Source organism: Staphylococcus sp. IVB6214 (assembly GCF_025558585.1).
GTDB lineage: Bacteria > Bacillota > Bacilli > Staphylococcales > Staphylococcaceae > Staphylococcus.
Genome location: NZ_CP094723.1, coordinates 410335 through 429703, shown reverse-complemented (window position 1 = coordinate 429703; position 19369 = coordinate 410335). Strand labels below are relative to the sequence as shown.

Below are 19369 nucleotides of genomic sequence, written 5' to 3'. Positions count from 1 at the left end.
TTTATTGTTCAATTATCAATTCAATGTATTACCAGTTATCTTTATTTCAATTTTTACTCTACCCAATTTATTCAACATTATAACTTGTATTCAAAAATTTACATAGAAAATACCTGTCAAACAAAAAAACATCACTTTTGATTCTTATTACAAAAGTGATGTTCTCTGTTTCTATCGGTTAATGCTCATCTTGATCATCTTCATCCATATTTTTAGGGCGTTCTGCATTATATTCATAACGTAATAAAACATGAATAATTTGGTGGTTTTCAATCTCCGAAATAACCCAACGATCAAATACGGTATCTACAAAATCATCTTGCTCTAAGTTTGTATTTTGTGCTTGCAACCAGCCACCAATTGTATCGATATCTTCCGAGTCTTCAAATTCAATGTCGTACTGTTCTTCAAGATCACTTAATAAAACACGTCCATTGATTTGATATGTCTTTTCATCTAATTGTACAATGTCGTTGACTTCATCATCATCAAACTCATCTCGAATTTCGCCAACGATTTCTTCTAAAATATCTTCCATCGTTAAAATACCAGCTGTTCCGCCATATTCATCGATAATCAAACTGATATGGACATGTTCTCGTTGCATACGAACGAGTGCATCACTAATACGTGTTGTTTCAGAGATCATCGGTAACTCATGGATATAGTCACTCGTTTTAATTGGAACACCTGAAGCATACTCTGTTAAAAATTCTTTTACATTGATAAATCCTTTAATATGGTCTTTGTCGCCATCTTCAGTAATTGGATAGCGTGTAAACTGATGTTCTTTGACGGTTTCCAACAGGTCATCCACATTGAATGGCTCGTTTAATGTCACCATTTGTGTTCGTGGTACCATGATGTCTTTAGCATGTCGCTCATCAAATGAAAAGATATTTTGCATGTATGCGAGTTCTGTCTGGTTGATTTCTCCACCGTGATAGCTATTATTCATAATGATTTTAAGCTCTTCTTCTGACATTGCTTCATTCGAGTCATTTGGATCTACACCAAACATACGAATAATCAGGCGGGCTGAACCATTCATCAACCAGATGAGCGGCTTCATCACAAACCCAAAATAATAAAGTGGACGTGCATAAAGTAGTGCGATGCGTTCAGTATATTGAATTGCCAATGTTTTAGGTGCTAGCTCACCGACAACGACATGAATATACGTCACAATCGTAAATGCTGTGACGATTGATATCGTTGTTACAAGTGCATCAGGGATATTAACCAGTTCAATGATTGGATGTAGAAGACGTTCAAACAATGGTTCCCCTAACCAACCAAGTCCTAATGACGTGACTGTAATCCCCAACTGACACGCTGAAAGATAATAATCCAAGTTGGAAATCATCTTTTTCACCACTCGGGCATTTCCGTTCCCTTCACCGATTAATTGTTCAATTCTCGTCGCACGCACTTTTACTAAGGCGAACTCCGAACCTACAAAGACGGTTGTCAATGCAATTAATATAAAAAATATGATTAAATAAATGATGGTCGTACTGTCCAATTAGTTCCCTAATAACTAGGGATTCACCTCCGTTAAATTAACACCACTCAATAGAAAGTGATGTCGTCATGTTTTTATTTGTGACAGATATTTTCTGATACATTAAACGTACTAAATCCTTCCCATTGAGCTACCTCCAGACATAAAAATATTAATTTTATCATACCACAACTTATTATGAATTTATACATAAGAATATGGCACGCGATTAAAAGTCTCACATCAGTGGTTGCCGACTGTGTAATATACCCGTAAGTAACAAATTAAAAACGAAAAATATATCGTAATATTTAAGACCAAAAAAAGAGACTGGTCAATGACCTAGCCTCTTTTGAAATAATCTTAAATTGTTGGTGTATCTGTTGGTTTTTTCTTCAATAAACTATACATCACTGCACCGACTAAAGAACCGATTAAGATTGCAATAATTGTAAACAATGAATGGCTCCAGTCTGTTCCAAAGATTACGACAAGTCCGCCGTGTGGGGCTTGAATTTGAGAACCGAAAAGTAATGCTAAACCACCTGCGATACCTGACCCAACCATCATTGAAGGAATCACACGTAATGGGTCAGCTGCTGCAAAAGGAATTGCACCTTCTGTAATAAAACTTGCGCCCATCACAAAGTTAGGAACGATAGAACCTTTTTGTGCTTTTGTAAATTTGTTACCGAAAATTAACATCGCAATTGCAAGTGCGATTGGTGGTACCATACCACCGACCATTGCTGCTGTAATTGGTTCTGGATTACCTGCTGTTAATGCTGCTGTACTAAATACATAAGCTGCTTTATTGAACGGTCCACCCATATCGATAGCCATCATGGCACCAAGCACAACACCAAGAATCACAACGTTTGTACCTGATAAACTATCTAAACCTGAAATCAATGCATTGTTCAACCATGCTGCTGGTGTATTAAAGATATAAATCATTGCTAAACCAGTAATTGTTACTGAAATCAATGGATAAATCAATGTTGGTTTTAAACCTTCAAGCATTTGTGGGAAGTTCTTTGTTGCTGCTTTAATAACTTCTGTTAAGTAACCTGCCAAGAAACCTGCGATAATACCACCGATGAAACCTGATCCACCTGATACTGCTAACATACCACCAACAAGACCAGCTGCGAAACCTGGTTTGTCAGCGATACTACGTGCGATGTAACCAGATAAGATTGGAATGATTAACGCAAAGGCACTCTTACTACCAATTTCCCATAATGATGCTGCGAATGCATTATAATGAGTACTTTCTGGATCAAAAGCATTCGGATGGAACATGAATACAATTGCCATTAAGATACCACCCGCGATAACAAGCGGTAACATATTTGATACACCATTCATTAAATGTTTATAGATTATTTTACCAATGCCAAGTTTTTCATCATTACCTGCTGATGTACTTGCACCTTTTTCTGCAACGAATGGTTTTCTACTTTTATCTAATGCTGTATTAATTAATGCTTCTGGTCGTTTAATTCCATCCGCAACAGGTACTTGTACGACATTTTTACCGTCAAAACGGTTTGTTTCAACATGTACGTCTGCTGCAACGATGATACCATCTGCTTTTTCGATATCTTCTGCTGTTAAATGATTTTTAATACCACCTGCACCGTTAGTTTCAACTTTAATTTGGACGCCCATTGCTTCTGCTTGTTTTTTCAAAGCATCACGTGCCATGAACGTATGCGCAATACCTGTTGGACAAGCTGTAACAGCAAGCACATAAGGTTCACTTGCGTCTAAGTCAGCTGGTGCTACTACTTCGTCCTCATCTGCTACTTCATCATCTGCTTTGTTAATAATTGCTAACACTTCTTCTGGTGACTCAGCATGTAATAAAGCTTCACGTACTTTGTCATCCATTAAAATCCCTGATAATTTTGCAAGTGCATCTAAGTGTGTTTGAGCCCCTGATGCTGGTGCTGCAATCATAAAGAATAAGTGTGCTGGTTGCATGTCAAGACTTTGATAGTCAATTCCTGCTTTAGATTTACCGAAAGCAATCGCAGGTGTGTCTACCGCTGCTACTTTCGCGTGTGGAATGGCAATTCCTTCACCAATTCCTGTTGAACTTTGTGATTCACGCGCGTGGATTGCTTCTTCAAAATCCGCTAAGTTATTCAATTTGCCTGCTTTATTCAATTGTTGTGCTAATTCTGAAATTGCTGCATCTTTTGAAGTTGCTGCAAGATCCATTGCAACGGTATCTTTTGTCAATAACTCTGTAATTCTCATATTACCCCTCCTCATGTAACTGCGTCATGCTAATATTTTCTAATAATGTATCAATCATAGAGCGTTCCGCTAAGTCATCATTAAATGCTGTCGCTGAACCTGATGCAATTGCTAATGCTAATGTTTCTTGTTGAGGCAATTCCTGTGTAAACCCAGCAACCATTCCAGCAACTGTGCTATCACCTGCACCAACCGTGTTGATGACTTTGCCCTTTGGCGCAGAAACTTTATATGCTTGAGATGCATCAATGTAGATTGCACCATCTCCACCAAGAGAAACCAATACTGATTGTGCCCCTTTGTCTAATAACTTACGTCCGTATTTCAGCACATCTACATCAGACGTAATTGTCGTATCAAACATTTCTTCCAACTCAACCTTGTTAGGTTTAATCAATCGTGGACCATACGGTAAAATCCCTTCTACTAAAGACTTCTCAGCATCTACAACGAATTGTGCACCTGTTTGTTGTACAATTTTTGCTATCTCTGCATAAATTGTTTGCGGTACACTACTTGGTACACTTCCTGCAATCACGACAATATCATCTGACGTTGTTTGTCGAAGTTGCGTTAATAATGCAGAGATGTTCTCTTCTGTAATCGTTGGACCTGTCGCATTGATTTCTGTTTCCGAACCACTTTTCAACTTCACATTAATTCGTGTATCTTCATCTACTTGTGTAAATGCTGTTTGAATGCCTGCAGAAGTTAATGTATCTTCTACAAACTTTCCTGGGAAGCCACCTACAAAACCAAGTGCAGTTGATGGCACATCTAATGTTTGTAACACACGCGATACGTTAATCCCTTTACCCCCTGCAAACTTTGCTGTTGCAGTTGTGCGATTTAACGCCCCCGCTTCAAAACCATCTACAAACATGACATAGTCAATCGATGGATTTAGCGTCACTGTATAAATCATAGTCATCCTCCTAGAAGTTCTATATTTGTTGTTTTTAATATCTCTTTGCCACGCTGACGACCAAATGCCGATGTAATCACAATAGGTGGTTCTACTGCCTTTACCGTTGCAAAATGCGTTTGATAAAACTTCGATGCATCTGCTAGCACATACGTTTGTTGACTTTGTTGTATTGCCACTTCTTTCATTAATGCTTCTCGCTCATCCGGGGTCGTTAATCCCGTTGCAACATCAATCCCATTAATACCAAGAAATACCTTATTGAAACAGTAGTTTCTTAAAAAGTTTACAGCACGTGTCCCAACAACTGCCATCGTAGTCGATTTCATTTCACCACCGACAATGTAAATACGAATCCCTTGTTTCAACAAGGACTCAACATGTGTTAACCCATTCGTTACTACTGTGATATCTGTTGCGCTAATAAAAGGAATCATTTCTAGCGTTGTTGAGCCAGCATCCAAATACACGCAATCATTATCATTGATCAGGCTAGCTGCTTGTTTTGCAATCTCAATCTTTTCTTCGATATGCTGCGTGCGTTTCATTGATAATTCCGGCTCCACTCCTGAATCTATCAACTTTGCACCACCATGTACACGTGTCAGTAATCCTTCTGATTGGAGCTTCGTCAAATCTCGACGAATCGTTGATGCGCTCGATCCCGTATAATCCATCAACTGCTGCAAACTTAGAAAGTTATGTTGACCTAAAACATCAATAATCAAAGCATGTCGCTTATCCGTTAGCATCTAACCACCTCAATTCTCTTACAGTATAATGTATTCGTTTTCAAAAATCAATCACAAACAATCATATTCATTCATATTCAATCAATAAAAGTCATAAAAAGGACACAGACCATTCAAATCCAGTCATATGTAATCCCATTTATTCACAAAGCACTTTCAAGAAATATATGACCCGTATATAAAACCATTGCTATACAATAGCAATACATTCAAAAATTTTATTACTGGTAGCAAATACTTAGAAACCGAATATGATTATGATCATTCAGTAGATAATGAGATATAGTAAAACAATTCGAGATTATCACTGTGAATCTCACCCCAATAAAAGGTAAAGAAAAAATTTATTAATCACACTTCCACTTTAAAAACTTGAATATTTTCATCTTTTATTTTTGGTAGTTTTAATATATCATCACACATAGGCGCATCATGTCTCCTCTCAATTTTTTGTTTGGTCACTTAAAATGATAGAGGCATGAGCGCTTTTTTATTTGAAAAAAAGCAGGACAGCATTTCATGCCATCCCACCACAAAAAGGCGAACTAACCCGTTCTCTTTTTTTATTATTCTGCAACTGTCGCAATCTGTGCTTCTGCTGCTTGAATTAAATCATCTGGTGCAACGCCCATTTGCACACCACGTTGACCAGCACTGACAAAAACTTGATCTATATGCTTAATCGATGCATCAACAACAGTTGGAAACTTAGTTTTCATGCCAATTGGCGAACATCCACCACGAATATACCCTGTTACTTTCTTCAAATCATCAAGCGGCATTAAGTTTAGTTTTTTCTCATGGACACTTGATGCAGCTGCCTTCATATCAAGATGACCCGAAACTGGAATGACAAACACAAAATAATCTCGTTTACCATTTGTAAGTACAAGCGTTTTAAACACTTGCGCATCGTTAACACCGATACGTTCTGCTACTTCCGAACCTTCAATATGCGCCGCATCCACTTCGAATGTGCGCATTTCGTAATCTATTTTAGCTCTGTCTAATATGCGCATTGCATTTGTTTTTTTCACTTTCATCTTTCACACACCTCTTACTCAATATCAAAGTTGCCAAATTTCGTTCGCTACTACGTCATCTGATGTCGCAGTATCATAAGTCATAAATTGTTCAATCAATGAGTGATGATCTACCGTTTCTATTTGTTGAATCAAGTCCGTCACTTTTTGCACATCTGGTTTTACGTGATGAATAGATGTTAATTGTGTGACATCAAAATAGAAGCCTACTTCTTGCCCATATGATACTGTATCTTCATCTAAAACTAAGATTGGACGCTGTAAATGTGCATAATCAAACATAGCTGAAGAATAATCCGTCATTAAAATATCTGCTAACAAATACAACTCTTGAATATCCACTAATGCATTGTCAAAACAATGAATGCGTTCATGCATTGCTCGATATGTCTGATATAGATGTCCTTCATTCGGATGTAGTTTGACGATAATTTCATAATGAGATGGTAACCTTTCTAACAATGACACCAAATCTAACTGAGATACATTACTCCGTGTTTCTTTACGCCATGTTGGACAAAATAAAATGTAACGCTTCGTATCATCTTTGTTAAATAAATACTTTTCTTGAATGGCTTCACGTTCTTTATCATCATGTCGATGACGAATCAAATAACTATTGCGTGGTGCACCGTATGGGAAAACACGCAATGATGGATGCACATTCAAATCAAACGCTGACGTAACATAACGCTCATATTGACGTGATACAGTCAAAAAAACATCCCACTTCAACATATTTGGTTTAAATCTTTCAGCTTGACGATGACGTTCTTCTGAATTCATCAGATCGTTCACCATTCGCTTCAACGGAAAACCATGCCACGTCTGAATCACTTGTTGGTCTTTTTGTTTAGATAGTTTGTCCCACAAGTTTCCATTAATAATCACATATCTGCACTGATTAAATGCTCGAATATATGCTCTAGATCCAAAACGAATAGGCACCATACCGTATGAACGTATTTCCATTTCTACGAGTTCATTTTGTGCACTCACAAAAATCCTAACGTTAGGATTTTGTCGTTGTAATGCTAAAGCAATATACTTAGGATCCCCCGAAAAGTTTTTGCCATGAAATGACTCAATAAATATAGCATCTTGTCGTACTGTTTGTTGGCGATAACTTTTCAGCTGACTTTCAACCAATAGGGCCACTCTTGCTGTTCTCTGTGTCCAAACATTATTACGTATTTTCTGCGGCACCGATACTGTACGCTTTAGTTTTCCTAGAAATCGTCGGCGTTGTCCTGACCTAAAATGTTGCTTCGCCGTTATTTTAGGTTGGGGCACATTTGATACATCAATCCTATGCAATTCCGCCAGTTGCATCACTTGTTGAACGAGTTGTTCACCGTAATGTTCTATTAAAAATTGTGATTCATATCTTTGCTGATCTTCTTGTTGCTGCAATGACGTATATCCTTGACTAAAAGCAGCCATCATCACATCAAAATCTGTTGATAAATCTTTTTCAATAAAGTCAATCGCATGATAATCTGCATATATATTATGTAACACCCCATCTTTTCCAGGATAGATCAATGCTTGATGACCTGCGGCTACTGATTCTAAAATAGAATAGCCGAGTGTTTCATATGGTGATGCAGACAAGTAAATATAATGCGCTGGCTCTTTTTCATTGATATGAACATGCTCATGTAGTTCATAATAATCAATGAGCTTTTCATATAAGGAGCGCGAAGGGCCATATCCTTCCAAATAGAAATGCAACGCTTTTTCACCTCGTGTATGAACAGCATAATGCACCAATTTCAATACATATGATACCCCTTTAATCTCATCTTCAAAGCGTACTTTCATAAATATATTTTTATTTGCTACATAAGGTTTCACTTCCCATGAAACATGCGATGTGTTCACATACATTGGAAAAACATATGGATAATCATAACGCTGTTTAAATTCTTCAGCGATTTGTTGCGTACTGACACGTATCACATCAATTGCTTCTAATGCAAGATCCGTTTGATCCGATATATAAGCAAGCGGGCCATGTACTTCTCCTAGAATTCGAATACGTGCATCACAATGCTTCACTTCACGTGCCATATTGAAAAAGCTCTCTCTCGTGAAAATTAACAAATCAGTATCAAGTAATGATTGGATACCACGGAATGCAGTGACTTTTGCACCTGCTAACGCACTACTGTCCGATGCTCTTAGGCTTTTCAACTGACGTTGCTGAAAGGCTATATAGTTCACATAAGTCACTTCAAAACCTTCCGCTACTAATGCTTGCACAAGGTTTAAGTTGCTTCGTGACGTTCCACCCTTTTGAAAGATATTGTACCCTAGTATTTTGATGCGCATCACTCAATCGCTCCTCTTATCTCATATTTGCACTCATTATACCATGAACTCATTTTATCGTGGTTTCTGACATATTCCATACAAAAAACGAGACAGAAAGCAATCGATTCCATTGCCTTCTCGTCTCGTTCTTTATACTTAATACTTATGAGATATATCGTTTTCTAATAACCTTCTCAATCATAATAACAACACACCCCATTAACATAAATAATATTGACATAATTAAAGGATATTCAATATTGACATCGTATAAGCTCCCTGCAATAAGTGGCCCGATAAAGTTACCCATACTCGTAAACGTCGAGTTCAAGCCTCCTGCAAATCCTTGTCGATTACCTGCAATATTCGAAAAGTAATTTGTCAGTGCTGGTCGAATCAAGTCGAAACCGATGAATACGATGAAACAAATTAACATAACATGCCAATATGAGTGGGCAAAAATTAATAAACCTAGAATCAGTGCAGAATAAACAAGTGAATACACAATAAGCGTGAGTTCATTTAAATAACGAACCATCTTATCGAATAAAAACACTTGGAAAATCGCCCCAAAAATACCTCCACCTGTTATCGCAATTGAGATATCTGCTGGTTGGAAATCTATTTTATCCGCTGTGTAAAGTGGAAATAATGTCTCAAATGCAGACAAACCAAACGCAAGTATTAACGTTAAAATAGCGGGTGTAATGAATTGTTTAACCTGTATTTTTTCAAGTTCAGACTTTTCAAATGACGCAAATCCTTGAGTTGTTTCATGTTTCGGTGACTGAACAAAAATAACCGTGCCGAAAAATGCCAAGACGCCAAGCGCTCCTGCAAAATAGAATGGCATCCGGTGTGAAATCTCTGCCAGAAAACCGCCCGCTCCCGGTCCAAGAATAAAACCGGCAGAAATAATTGCTGACATATAGCCAAAGTTTCTTGCCTTGTCTTGCATCGGTGATAAATCAGCGATTAATCCAGTTACACCCGGCATAATCATCCCAGCACTGAAACCACCAAGCACACGAGAAACAAGTAGTAAAGAAAATGTATGACTCACCGCAAATAAAAATTCTGAAATACTAAATAAAATAAGCCCGATACAAATAATTAGTTTCTTACCAAGCTTATCTGCCATCGCACCACCGAACGGGGAAATAATCATCTGTGCGAGTGCAAACGCCGCGACCATTACACCAAGGTCTGCACCTGTTAAACCTAAATCTTTCAGATAGACAGGGAGTACAGGAATGACGAGACCAATGCCAAGAAACACTAAGAAAATATTCATATATAAAATAATAAATTGTTTCTTCATATAAACCTCTCTCGTTATCAAAATTGTGCATTGAAATATTATATACTAACAAGAATACGTTATAAAGATGTTTGTTTGCTATTTTCAACTATTATATAATGCTTACTATAAGTATAAGAATGAATTATAGACATACATCTTCTAAGATTGTCATTATAGTATATTAATCCTTGTAAAACCACTGGAGGTTGAGCCATGTTTCACACATCAACAAAAGTAGTCTGGCGTGATTTGTGCGCCTTTGTGATTTACATATTAGGTCAGGTCACTTTGCCCTTCATGATTTTAACTGTGTTTACACATTTAAAACTCAATATGCCTGAACCGATTATGTTAATGATCGGTATCATACTGACTTCAATTTTTGTTATTCTGTTTCTAATCGTATCACACCGTCAGCAATTTCGTTCCAAACTCGTGATTCATCTCAAAGATTTACGTCAGCATATCAAATTGATTGTATTCACGTATATTGGATATCTACTGTCTAATGCTATTTTTATGGCTATCATGACACAATTACCCACCAAATGGCAGTTTAAAGATACAGGCAATCAAGACAGCTTGATGATTTTTTTCGAACAACCTATCTGGCTCCCCTTTGTATTTCTCGGTATCGTGATACTGACCCCGATGACAGAAGAATTGTTATTTCGACACGTTTTAATCGGCGAACTCGGCAAAAAGTTCGGTGTCGGTTTTATGAGTATTCTATCTGTTGTATCTTTTGCACTATTACATATGCAAACTGCACATTCTCCGCTCGAAATCATTCCATATCTTTTACTCGGAACAATGTTCACCATCACTTATGTAAAGAGTAACGGAAACATCATTGTTGCGATAGTAACCCATATCATGAATAACGGCATTGCATTCATCGCCATTTTGCAACAAATGACTTGAATGAAGCATATGAAGAAGACCAGCAGTAAATTCACACTTACTGCTGGTCTTCTTCCTTATCCCTAACTTACATCATTACTTTTGACGCAATGTCGCTTTTACCTTTTCAACAGATGCTGCAGATTGCTCAAGTTGTGCACGTTCATCTTCATTCAATGATAGTTCGACGATACGTTCAACACCATTTGCGCCTAGGATGGTTGGCACACCAATGTACAAATCATCCAAATCGAACTGACCTGTACAATAAGCAATAGCTGGAATCAAGCGCTTCTTATCAAATAATATCGCTTCAATCATCTCATAAATAGCTGCCGATGGTGCGTAATATGCTGAGCCGTCACCGAGAAGTTTTACAATTTCTGCACCACCATTACGTGTACGCTCAACAATTGCATCGATATCTTCTTGTGACATCAACTCTGTCAAAGGAACCCCGTTCACTTGGCTGTGACGCACAAGTGGAACCATCGTATCACCATGTCCACCAAGTACGAGACCTGTAACATCTTTGACTGCCACATCTAACGCTTCGGCAATGAACGTACTGAATCGTGCCGTATCTAAGACACCTGATTGTCCGATAACACGTTCACTTGGAAAGCCTGATGCTTTATATACTGTATACGTCATCGCATCAACTGGGTTCGTTAAAACAATAATCGTACAGTCAGGCGAATAGCGGACAATCTTCTCTGTCACATCTACCATAATTTCTTCATTTGTTTGAACAAGATCATCACGACTCATCCCCGGACGTCGTGGTACACCGGCTGTAATCACAACAATATCCGAATTTTTTGTATCTGCATAATCAACAGTGGATGAGACTTTTGTGTCAAAGCCAAGAATCGGTCCACTTTGTAAAATGTCTAGTGCCTTCCCCTTCATTGATTGCTCATTCTTCTCACGGTCAACAATTAGCACATCTGCCATTCCCTGTGTTGCAATAATAAACGCCAAAGTTGCCCCTGTATGGCCAGAGCCGATAATTGATACTTTTTTACGTTTCATATGATGATTCCCCCTTACTTATCATTCAAGTTTATTATAACATTGTCATCTATGATATTTAACTTAAATTTGTAAGCGCTTACCCTTAAATTTAAATGCTCAAACATAAAAAATGCACATAGGTGATAAACTCATCGCCTACATGCATGTATATCTTAACTCAAACCTTTAAATAGTGTATTTATGAAGAAACCAAAAACACCCGTCATACAAAGGGTTAAAAATAATAAATATAGTGTTTCTTTACCATACTTAAACAAAAACGCTGTGAACGTCGCAATTACGTTATAAACCATGAAGACTCCGAATACTGTCACCAGCCATATCGGTTTAGGATCAAACATAAAAATAAGTGCGACGATCAAACCGAACAATCCGTACGGTAATGCAACAACATACAGTCTAAACTGATTACGCTGTTTGTATTCTTTTTCAGTCATAGTCACTGCCCCATTTCATTCACTTAATCTGCCATCTCTTATGGTATATCATATCCTTGAGCTGCTGTATAGATATCAAACCATTCCTGATCATGGAGTGTTACATCTAATCCTGCAATCGCTGCATCTACACGATCTAAACGTTGCGTTCCTAATATCGGCATAATCGTAGCGGGATGTCTTGTTAGCCATGCCACAACAATTGCTTCTACTGACGTCTCATGTGCTTTCGCAATACGTTGCAATACAGGTAACACACGCTGTGCCGTCTTATCATCTTTATCAAATAAACGACCTCCCGCAAACGGACCCCACGCCATAATTTTGACTTTATCTTTATACATATCATCTAAAGTACCATCATGAAACGATTGTAACATATACGGAGAAACTTCTACTTGATTGACTGCAATATGAAAACGATCATCTTTAAGACAATCATTCAATAACTCATATTGTGAACGTCTGAAGTTAGAAACACCGAACGCACGCACTTTTCCTTCATCGACTAATGATTTAAGTGCATCTGTAATCTGACATGGTTTCATTAGCGGAGATGGGCGATGAATCAATAGTGTGTCGATATAGTCTACTTGCAATTGTTGCAATGATCGCTCTACCGAACGTTTAATATGTGCCTCGCTCAAGTCATAGCGGTGCGCCGTTTGATCAGGATATATATCATTCGGCTGCACGATTCCACACTTTGTTACTAATTGGATTTGATCGCGTAGTTCAGGTGATAAAGCTAATGCCTCACCAAACATCTTTTCAACCGTATACTTTCCATAAATATCCGCATGATCCATCGTTGTAATGCCTCGATCAACAAGTTCATGCAAGAAACGGTTCATCTCTTGTGCGGACATCTGCCATTTATCTGCACGATAAAAGCCTTGTATCAAGTTAGAATATGAAACATGTTGATTAATTTTAATTTTTTTCATTTGTTTCACCTCAAGAATAATGATTGTTTAATTAAATTGTAACGAATGTCGTACTATATTGCATGTGTTGGCTGGACGTTAACCAAATTGTAACAGTTCCAACTTATTTTTCAGTGCAGGTTTGTCTAGTTTTTCACCAATGATAACAATGGTTGTCGGCAAGTGAACCTCTCCAACACTATCAAGAGAAGGCAAACCGCTTGAATATTGTAGTAAGAAGGTTTCGTTTGGCACATCTCGAAACTGAATATAGCCTTTCATTCTCAAAATAGCATCAGGCGTATTTAAAATAAATTGAATCAATTGTTCACGTGAAACAGGATGTGTAAAACGATAACTTAACACTTCATAATGCGCGTGTGGGTGTGTTGATGATTCATGTTGTACTGGTGATGAGAGCTCCCCTTTTTTGACTGTTTCTTGAATCTCACCATTAAGTGCAATATCAATCTGACTATGAGGTGCAATTTGAGCCACTTGATCTATCACTTGTGCACGCTGCGCATCAGAGTCCAGTAAATCTACCTTACTCAATACTAGGTGTTGGCTGGCTCGAATCTGATCATGCATCAGTGTCTCTGTTGCTTCCGTTGCATATTGAAATTTCAGCATACGTACGCTATCGACGACCGTAATGATTGTAGGTGGTTCATATAAATGTGCAATGACTGGATCTTGGCAAGCTGACAACATTTCAATCGGGTTGGCAATACCGGTTGCTTCTATCACTACGTGTGAGACATCTTGCTGAGACAGTTGATGCAACTGCGCAACAAGATCATCTTGTAAATCACAACAAATACACCCTTGTAGCATTGAAACTGATAGTGCTGTTTTATCTAAAATATGGCTATCGACGTCGAAATTGCCAAATTCATTCACAATGAGCGCTACTTGATTGGTTTTTTCTAATATTTTATTCATATACTGATTTAAGAAAGTAGTTTTCCCACTACCAAGAAAGCCACTGACAATCGTAATATTTGTATTTTTATTGTCCACAAATATCCCTCGCTTAAAAATTTTTATAAATCTGTTATAATATGTATGTTGTTTTAGATTTTTAGCTTGCAAATAGTTTGGCTATCTTCTAAAATGACCGGATACTATCATCTTACAATAGTATCAAACTTAGCACTACTGTTTCATATAAACTCACTAATACAGGCAGAACACAATCTAATAAATGAAAGAAAGCGGATAAATTATCTGGAGGAGAATGCTGATGTCTAACTATCTCAACTTGAAAGGTCAAGTGTGCTTTAATCTTTACAATGCACAACGACAAGTAAATCGATATTACTCGAATATGATTTTTAAAGATCACGGTATCACATACCCGCAATATTTAGTACTTGAAATATTATGGCAAGAATCACCTGTAAACGTAAAGAAAATCGTAACAGACCTTGCCCTTGATACTGGTACAGTGTCACCATTGCTTAAACGCATGGAAAACATGGATTTAATTAAACGTGAGCGTTCCGAAGTAGATCAACGAGAAGTTTTCGTTCATCTCACAGATAAAAGTAGTGCGATGGAATCACAACTCTGCGATGCTGCTACATTCGTAGCAAAAGCATCTTCATTAACACTTGATGAAATCCAAGAATTAAATATTTTGCTCGAAAAAGTGATTAGTGGCTTTAGTGAAGCAAACAAAAGTGAACACTAACGCCCTCTAGCAAAAAATTAGGCATCACCTAGCTTTATATATATTATATGATGCATCCATTTGAACATACCGTTTGAATGGGCGCATATTTCATACTTTGGTCTGAATGATTTAGTCTCAACAGACAAGTCACATTGTGGTATGCTATGATGTGCAAAGAAATTAAATAGAATGAAGAGGAATTTTTTATGCTTTTTTTTGAACTGATTAAAGCACTAATACTTGGGATTGTAGAAGGACTCACAGAATTTGCACCTGTTTCTTCAACAGGTCATATGATTTTAGTAGACGATATGTGGTTAAAATCAACCGAATTTTTAGGTTCTGAGTCGGCCTTTACATTCAAAATCGTCATCCAACTTGGCTCTGTTTTTGCGGCAGCATGGATCTTCCGCCATAAATACTTCGAAATGTTTCACATCGGAAAATATGCACCGACACACGAAGTAGGTCTTCGCTCAAAGCCAAAACGCTTAAAATTAACACATATTTTAGTTGGGATGATTCCTGCAGGCGTACTTGGCTTGTTGTTTGATGACTTAATCGAAAAGTATTTATTCAGTTTACCAACTGTACTTATTGGATTATTTTTAGGTGCTGTTTATATGATTATTGCAGATAGATATAGTCGCAATGTGCGTAACACAGTCTCTGTTGATGAGATTTCATACTTTCAAGCATTTGTAATTGGTCTTTCACAAGCCGTTGCAATGTGGCCAGGCTTTTCCCGTTCTGGTTCTACAATTTCGACAGGGGTACTCATGAAATTAGATCATAAATCTGCATCTGATTTCACATTTATTATGGCCGTACCTGTCATGTTGGCAGCCAGTACATTATCAATTGTGAAACATTATGATTATATTGACTTATCACATATTCCATTCTATATCATCGGCTTTTTAGCAGCATTTATCGTTGGTTTTATTTCAATCAAACTCTTCTTGAAATTAATTCAAAACGTGAAACTAATACCATTTGCCATCTACCGCATCGTACTCGTTGTGGTAATCGCAGTCGTTTACTACGTGATCTTATAATGATTGAAATAATATTTGGCATCGGCGTCATTTATAGGCGCTGATGTTTTTTATTATAAATACGCCACAAAATCAAAAAGCGATTTTGCTCATTATTCGAATTCTGCTCGAATGCTAAACGCTTCTTTCATATCTTCTTAATGGGTATATGTGTTTATTTTATGGTACATTGGGTATAAAGTAGTTATCAAATTAAACAAAATGGAGGCAACGAATATGAATAAAACAATCAAAATGATCATCACTGTACTTCCTGTCTTCTTAGTACCACTCATTTTAGAACGTAAAAAATTTAAAGAACATCCAGATGTTCAAAAAATAGCAGCGTCATCAAAAACAGCAGCAACTAAAACTGGCCATGCTGCAGTACATGTCAAAGATGGTGTCGTTGACCGCACACATAAGGTAACATCACATGTCAAAGCGAAAAAAGCGCAACATGATTATAAAAAAGCTGTAAAACAAGCTGAAGCAGCTGAACGTGCAATGCGTCCTGAAAATGTTCATGCTCGTGGTGAACAACTTGCTAAAGAAAATAATAAAGGGATTCAAAAGCTCGATAAAAAACTTCAAAAAGCGATGGATAAGCGTCATAAAGCTGAAGAAAAAGCACAAGCGCACCGTCAAAAGCAAATGAAGAAAGATTTACAACGCATGCAAAAATATTCTAAACAGGTGGGCTTTGAACCAAATACAGTTGAACCAGAAATAGAAGCACATGGTGACAAGATCGCTAAGAAAAATAAGAAAATAGTCAGTAAGTTAGATAAAAAACTTCAAAAAAACATTCAAAAACGTCATAAAGTTGAAGAGAAAGTACGTCAAAAACGACAAAAAGCATTGAAAAAACAATTAAAACAAACACAAAAAGAAGATAAGAAAAAGCAACAAACTGATTCAAACTTGCATTCGACTCAACAACCACAACGTATTAAGACTTTGTCAGAACGTCACCAAGCGAAAGAAACAACATACAGAAGTGATCAAGTACACAATCAAACACCTGATTTATAATGCAAATCACACGTATACTTATTGATGGAGATGCCTGCCCTGTGATTGACACGATTGTTCAATTATCAGAACGTGCAGGCGTCTCTGTTTGCATATTTCGTAGTTATGATCACTTTTCATATCAAGTGTATCCGTCGCACGTTCAAGTAAAATATTTGGATGGTGGACGTGATGCCGTTGACTTTGCACTTTTACGTGAAGTCAGCTCAACTGACATTGTTGTTACACAAGATTATGGTTTGGCAAGTTTAGCTTTAAATAAAGCAGCTTATCTTTTACATCATACAGGCTATCAATATACTACTGAAAAGATAGATGAACTTCTAGCACAACGTTATCACCATCAACAGTTACGCCAACAAACAAAGCGTCATCACAAGGGCCCAAAACCTTTTACTCAAGCACAACATCTTGCATTCAAACAAAAATTGATGCATATCCTTCTACAGTCACATTCATTTGAATAAACGACGCTTTTCCAATACGGATTGTTCAACAAAATGAAAAGACGTATACTACAATTAACAACTAAAGGAGATGTTACAATGACAATTAAACGAATTGCTGTATATTGTGGGGCGAGTAAAGGAAACCAACCAGAGTATGTTGAATCAGCTTATGAACTGGGTAAATATTTTGCGGAACAGGGTATCGAACTCGTATTTGGTGCGGGTTCTATTGGTATTATGGGGGCCATTCAAGATGGTGTTTTAGACCATGGTGGTACAGCCATTGGTGTAATGCCAAAGATGCTTGATGAGCGAGAGATTACAAGCCAACGGTTATCTGAACTCATACTCGTTGATTCTATGCACGAACGAAAACAAAAAATGGCAGAGTTAGCAGATGCTTTTGTGATGGCTCCCGGTGGTGCGGGATCACTTGAAGAGTTTTTCGAAGTGTACTGTTGGGCACAAATTGGTCTTCATCAAAAACCAATTGGCATTTATAATATTAAACAGTTTTACAACCCACTTCACCAATTAATTGCACATATGATTCAAGAAGGTTTTATCGACGCTAAATACGAAAATCTAGCACGCTTATATGAGACTCCAGAAGCATTATTAGCTGGGTTAAAAGATGCAAAACCTATTTCTACACGTACTTATAACTAACTCAATATACACAAAAAGACCGAGTCCCTGAATGTGGGTGCTCGGTCTTCTAAGTAGATGTGTCCTTCTTATGCGTTAAGTCGATGTGATAACGCACTTGCCGCTTGAGTGGGTGCTGTAAGCCGAATTGTCGAAACTCAAACTTATCATAACGATGCATGCCTATTTTTTCCATTACACGAATAGAGGCTTGGTTTTGTTCTGCTGCAATTGCGTACACTTCTTGTATCCCTAGATCTTTTGCATAGTCTAGCACTGCTTTTGCCGCTTCTGTCGCAATCCCATTATTCCATACGTCAGGTACAAGTCTCCAACCAATTTCATAAAAAGGCAGGTTGCGAAATGGATAATCATGCGTATCAGACAAGTAGTTAAGTCCTACCATGCCAATCCATTCTTTAGTCGCTTTTAGTTCTACTGCAAACAGGCCAATATGATGTGTGTCTAAATACGTACGAATCGCATCAAGTAACTGCTCTGTTCTTTGATAACTTAAGATACTCGGGAAAAACTGACGTGCTTGACGATGTGCATTCAATTGTTGTAGTGGTAATAAATCTGAGCGTTCCCAACTGCGCAAACGTAACCGTCCTGTTTCTATATAGACTGTCATCCTTAGCCCCCTCTCTATGTTTAAAACCAACTTATTCTCAATAAAGCTTAGCAGCAAATCAAAATAAATAAAACGTTCTAGAGCATAGCTTTAGAACGCCTTTAATCACATGTATTTTATGCTCTTGAAATATAACTCAATAATTGAATCTTAACTGGAACTTCTTTTATACGTTCTTTATTGTAGTCTTTTACGATTGTAAACACAGCATCAATGAAGTCATTGCGATGCTTTAATCGATAAGTTGCTCTGAACGTTTCCCAATCATGAGAAAAGTTTGGCTTCAATGCGATGACACGATCTAGTTCTCCTGTCGAATCATACAGTTCATAACCTGTAATGTTTTCAAGTTCTCTTCCCAATGTTACAAGTGACATTTCACGTCCTTCTAAAAGTGCAAACTCTTTTTCATACATTGTCGCTTTCCTCTTTTCTTTACATTCGTTTTATATGTATCTTTCAATACCCTACTG

The 19369-nt window shown here is 37.4% G+C and carries 19 protein-coding genes; 6 read left to right on the top strand and 13 right to left on the bottom strand.

The genetic code is table 11. The annotated features are described in order from the left end of the window. Nucleotides 1-178: 178 nt before the first annotated feature. From MUA51_RS02090 to norA, 7 genes are all read right to left on the bottom strand, one after another. Nucleotides 179-1525: a hemolysin family protein gene (locus tag MUA51_RS02090; protein WP_262560235.1), complete on the bottom strand. Its 1347-nt coding sequence runs from the start codon at nt 1523-1525 to the stop codon at nt 179-181. Nucleotides 1526-1867: 342 nt separating this feature from the next. Then, nucleotides 1868-3772, bottom strand: coding sequence for a PTS fructose transporter subunit IIABC (locus MUA51_RS02085; protein ID WP_262560234.1), 1905 nt, complete (start codon nt 3770-3772; stop codon nt 1868-1870). Between the two features lies 1 nt (nt 3773). Then, nucleotides 3774-4697 (bottom strand): 1-phosphofructokinase, encoded by a 924-nt coding sequence (gene pfkB, locus MUA51_RS02080; protein ID WP_262560233.1) that lies wholly within the window; start codon nt 4695-4697, stop codon nt 3774-3776. A gap of 2 nt (nt 4698-4699) precedes the next feature. Next, nucleotides 4700-5449, bottom strand: coding sequence for a DeoR/GlpR family DNA-binding transcription regulator (locus tag MUA51_RS02075; RefSeq protein WP_262560232.1), 750 nt, complete (start codon nt 5447-5449; stop codon nt 4700-4702). 566 nt (nt 5450-6015) lie between these two features. Then, on the bottom strand, nt 6016-6492 hold the full coding sequence (ybaK, locus tag MUA51_RS02070) for a Cys-tRNA(Pro) deacylase (protein WP_262560231.1): 477 nt from the start codon (nt 6490-6492) through the stop codon (nt 6016-6018). Between the two features lie 24 nt (nt 6493-6516). Next, a complete protein-coding gene (locus MUA51_RS02065; protein ID WP_262560230.1) occupies nt 6517-8826 on the bottom strand; it encodes a CDP-glycerol glycerophosphotransferase family protein in 2310 nt (769 codons plus the stop codon). Between the two features lie 145 nt (nt 8827-8971). Next, nucleotides 8972-10129, bottom strand: coding sequence for a multidrug efflux MFS transporter NorA (norA, locus tag MUA51_RS02060; protein ID WP_262560229.1), 1158 nt, complete (start codon nt 10127-10129; stop codon nt 8972-8974). A 195-nt stretch (nt 10130-10324) separates the two neighbouring features. On the opposite strand from norA, the gene MUA51_RS02055 reads away from it, so the two are divergent. Next, entirely contained in the window at nt 10325-11035 is a 711-nt protein-coding gene (locus tag MUA51_RS02055) for a CPBP family intramembrane glutamic endopeptidase (protein WP_262560228.1), read from the top strand. Nucleotides 11036-11110: 75 nt separating this feature from the next. Here MUA51_RS02055 and mdh read toward each other — a convergent pair whose 3' ends face one another. The 4 genes from mdh to MUA51_RS02035 all read right to left on the bottom strand — a co-directional run bounded on the left by mdh (nt 11111) and on the right by MUA51_RS02035 (nt 14438). Then, nucleotides 11111-12049 (bottom strand): malate dehydrogenase, encoded by a 939-nt coding sequence (mdh, locus tag MUA51_RS02050; RefSeq protein WP_262560226.1) that lies wholly within the window; start codon nt 12047-12049, stop codon nt 11111-11113. Between the two features lie 155 nt (nt 12050-12204). Beyond that, nucleotides 12205-12489, bottom strand: coding sequence for a hypothetical protein (locus tag MUA51_RS02045; protein ID WP_262560225.1), 285 nt, complete (start codon nt 12487-12489; stop codon nt 12205-12207). Between the two features lie 38 nt (nt 12490-12527). Further along, complete coding sequence (locus MUA51_RS02040) at nt 12528-13436, bottom strand: aldo/keto reductase (protein WP_262560224.1); 909 nt, start codon at nt 13434-13436, stop codon at nt 12528-12530. Between the two features lie 78 nt (nt 13437-13514). Continuing rightward, nucleotides 13515-14438 carry a CobW family GTP-binding protein gene (locus tag MUA51_RS02035; protein WP_262560223.1) on the bottom strand — a complete coding sequence of 308 codons (924 nt, stop codon included), beginning with the start codon at nt 14436-14438 and terminating at the stop codon, nt 13515-13517. Between the two features lie 223 nt (nt 14439-14661). Here MUA51_RS02035 and MUA51_RS02030 point away from each other — a divergent pair, with 223 nt between their 5' ends. The 5 genes from MUA51_RS02030 (at nt 14662) to MUA51_RS02010 (ending at nt 18283) form a co-directional block, all read left to right on the top strand. Beyond that, nucleotides 14662-15111: a MarR family winged helix-turn-helix transcriptional regulator gene (locus tag MUA51_RS02030; RefSeq protein ID WP_262560222.1), complete on the top strand. Its 450-nt coding sequence runs from the start codon at nt 14662-14664 to the stop codon at nt 15109-15111. Between the two features lie 188 nt (nt 15112-15299). Beyond that, complete coding sequence (locus MUA51_RS02025) at nt 15300-16151, top strand: undecaprenyl-diphosphate phosphatase (RefSeq protein WP_262560221.1); 852 nt, start codon at nt 15300-15302, stop codon at nt 16149-16151. Nucleotides 16152-16367: 216 nt separating this feature from the next. Further along, nucleotides 16368-17165 carry a hypothetical protein gene (locus MUA51_RS02020; protein WP_262560220.1) on the top strand — a complete coding sequence of 266 codons (798 nt, stop codon included), beginning with the start codon at nt 16368-16370 and terminating at the stop codon, nt 17163-17165. Beyond that, nucleotides 17165-17632 carry a YaiI/YqxD family protein gene (locus MUA51_RS02015; RefSeq protein WP_262560219.1) on the top strand — a complete coding sequence of 156 codons (468 nt, stop codon included), beginning with the start codon at nt 17165-17167 and terminating at the stop codon, nt 17630-17632. Before MUA51_RS02020 ends, MUA51_RS02015 begins: the two co-directional genes overlap by 1 nt. A gap of 84 nt (nt 17633-17716) precedes the next feature. After that, on the top strand, nt 17717-18283 hold the full coding sequence (locus MUA51_RS02010) for an LOG family protein (RefSeq protein ID WP_262560850.1): 567 nt from the start codon (nt 17717-17719) through the stop codon (nt 18281-18283). 49 nt (nt 18284-18332) lie between these two features. Here MUA51_RS02010 and MUA51_RS02005 read toward each other — a convergent pair whose 3' ends face one another. Together MUA51_RS02005 and MUA51_RS02000 are read right to left on the bottom strand one after the other, a co-directional pair. Beyond that, complete coding sequence (locus tag MUA51_RS02005) at nt 18333-18896, bottom strand: GNAT family N-acetyltransferase (RefSeq protein ID WP_262560218.1); 564 nt, start codon at nt 18894-18896, stop codon at nt 18333-18335. A gap of 116 nt (nt 18897-19012) precedes the next feature. Further along, nucleotides 19013-19312 carry a hypothetical protein gene (locus tag MUA51_RS02000; RefSeq protein ID WP_262560217.1) on the bottom strand — a complete coding sequence of 100 codons (300 nt, stop codon included), beginning with the start codon at nt 19310-19312 and terminating at the stop codon, nt 19013-19015. Nucleotides 19313-19369: the final 57 nt, after the last annotated feature.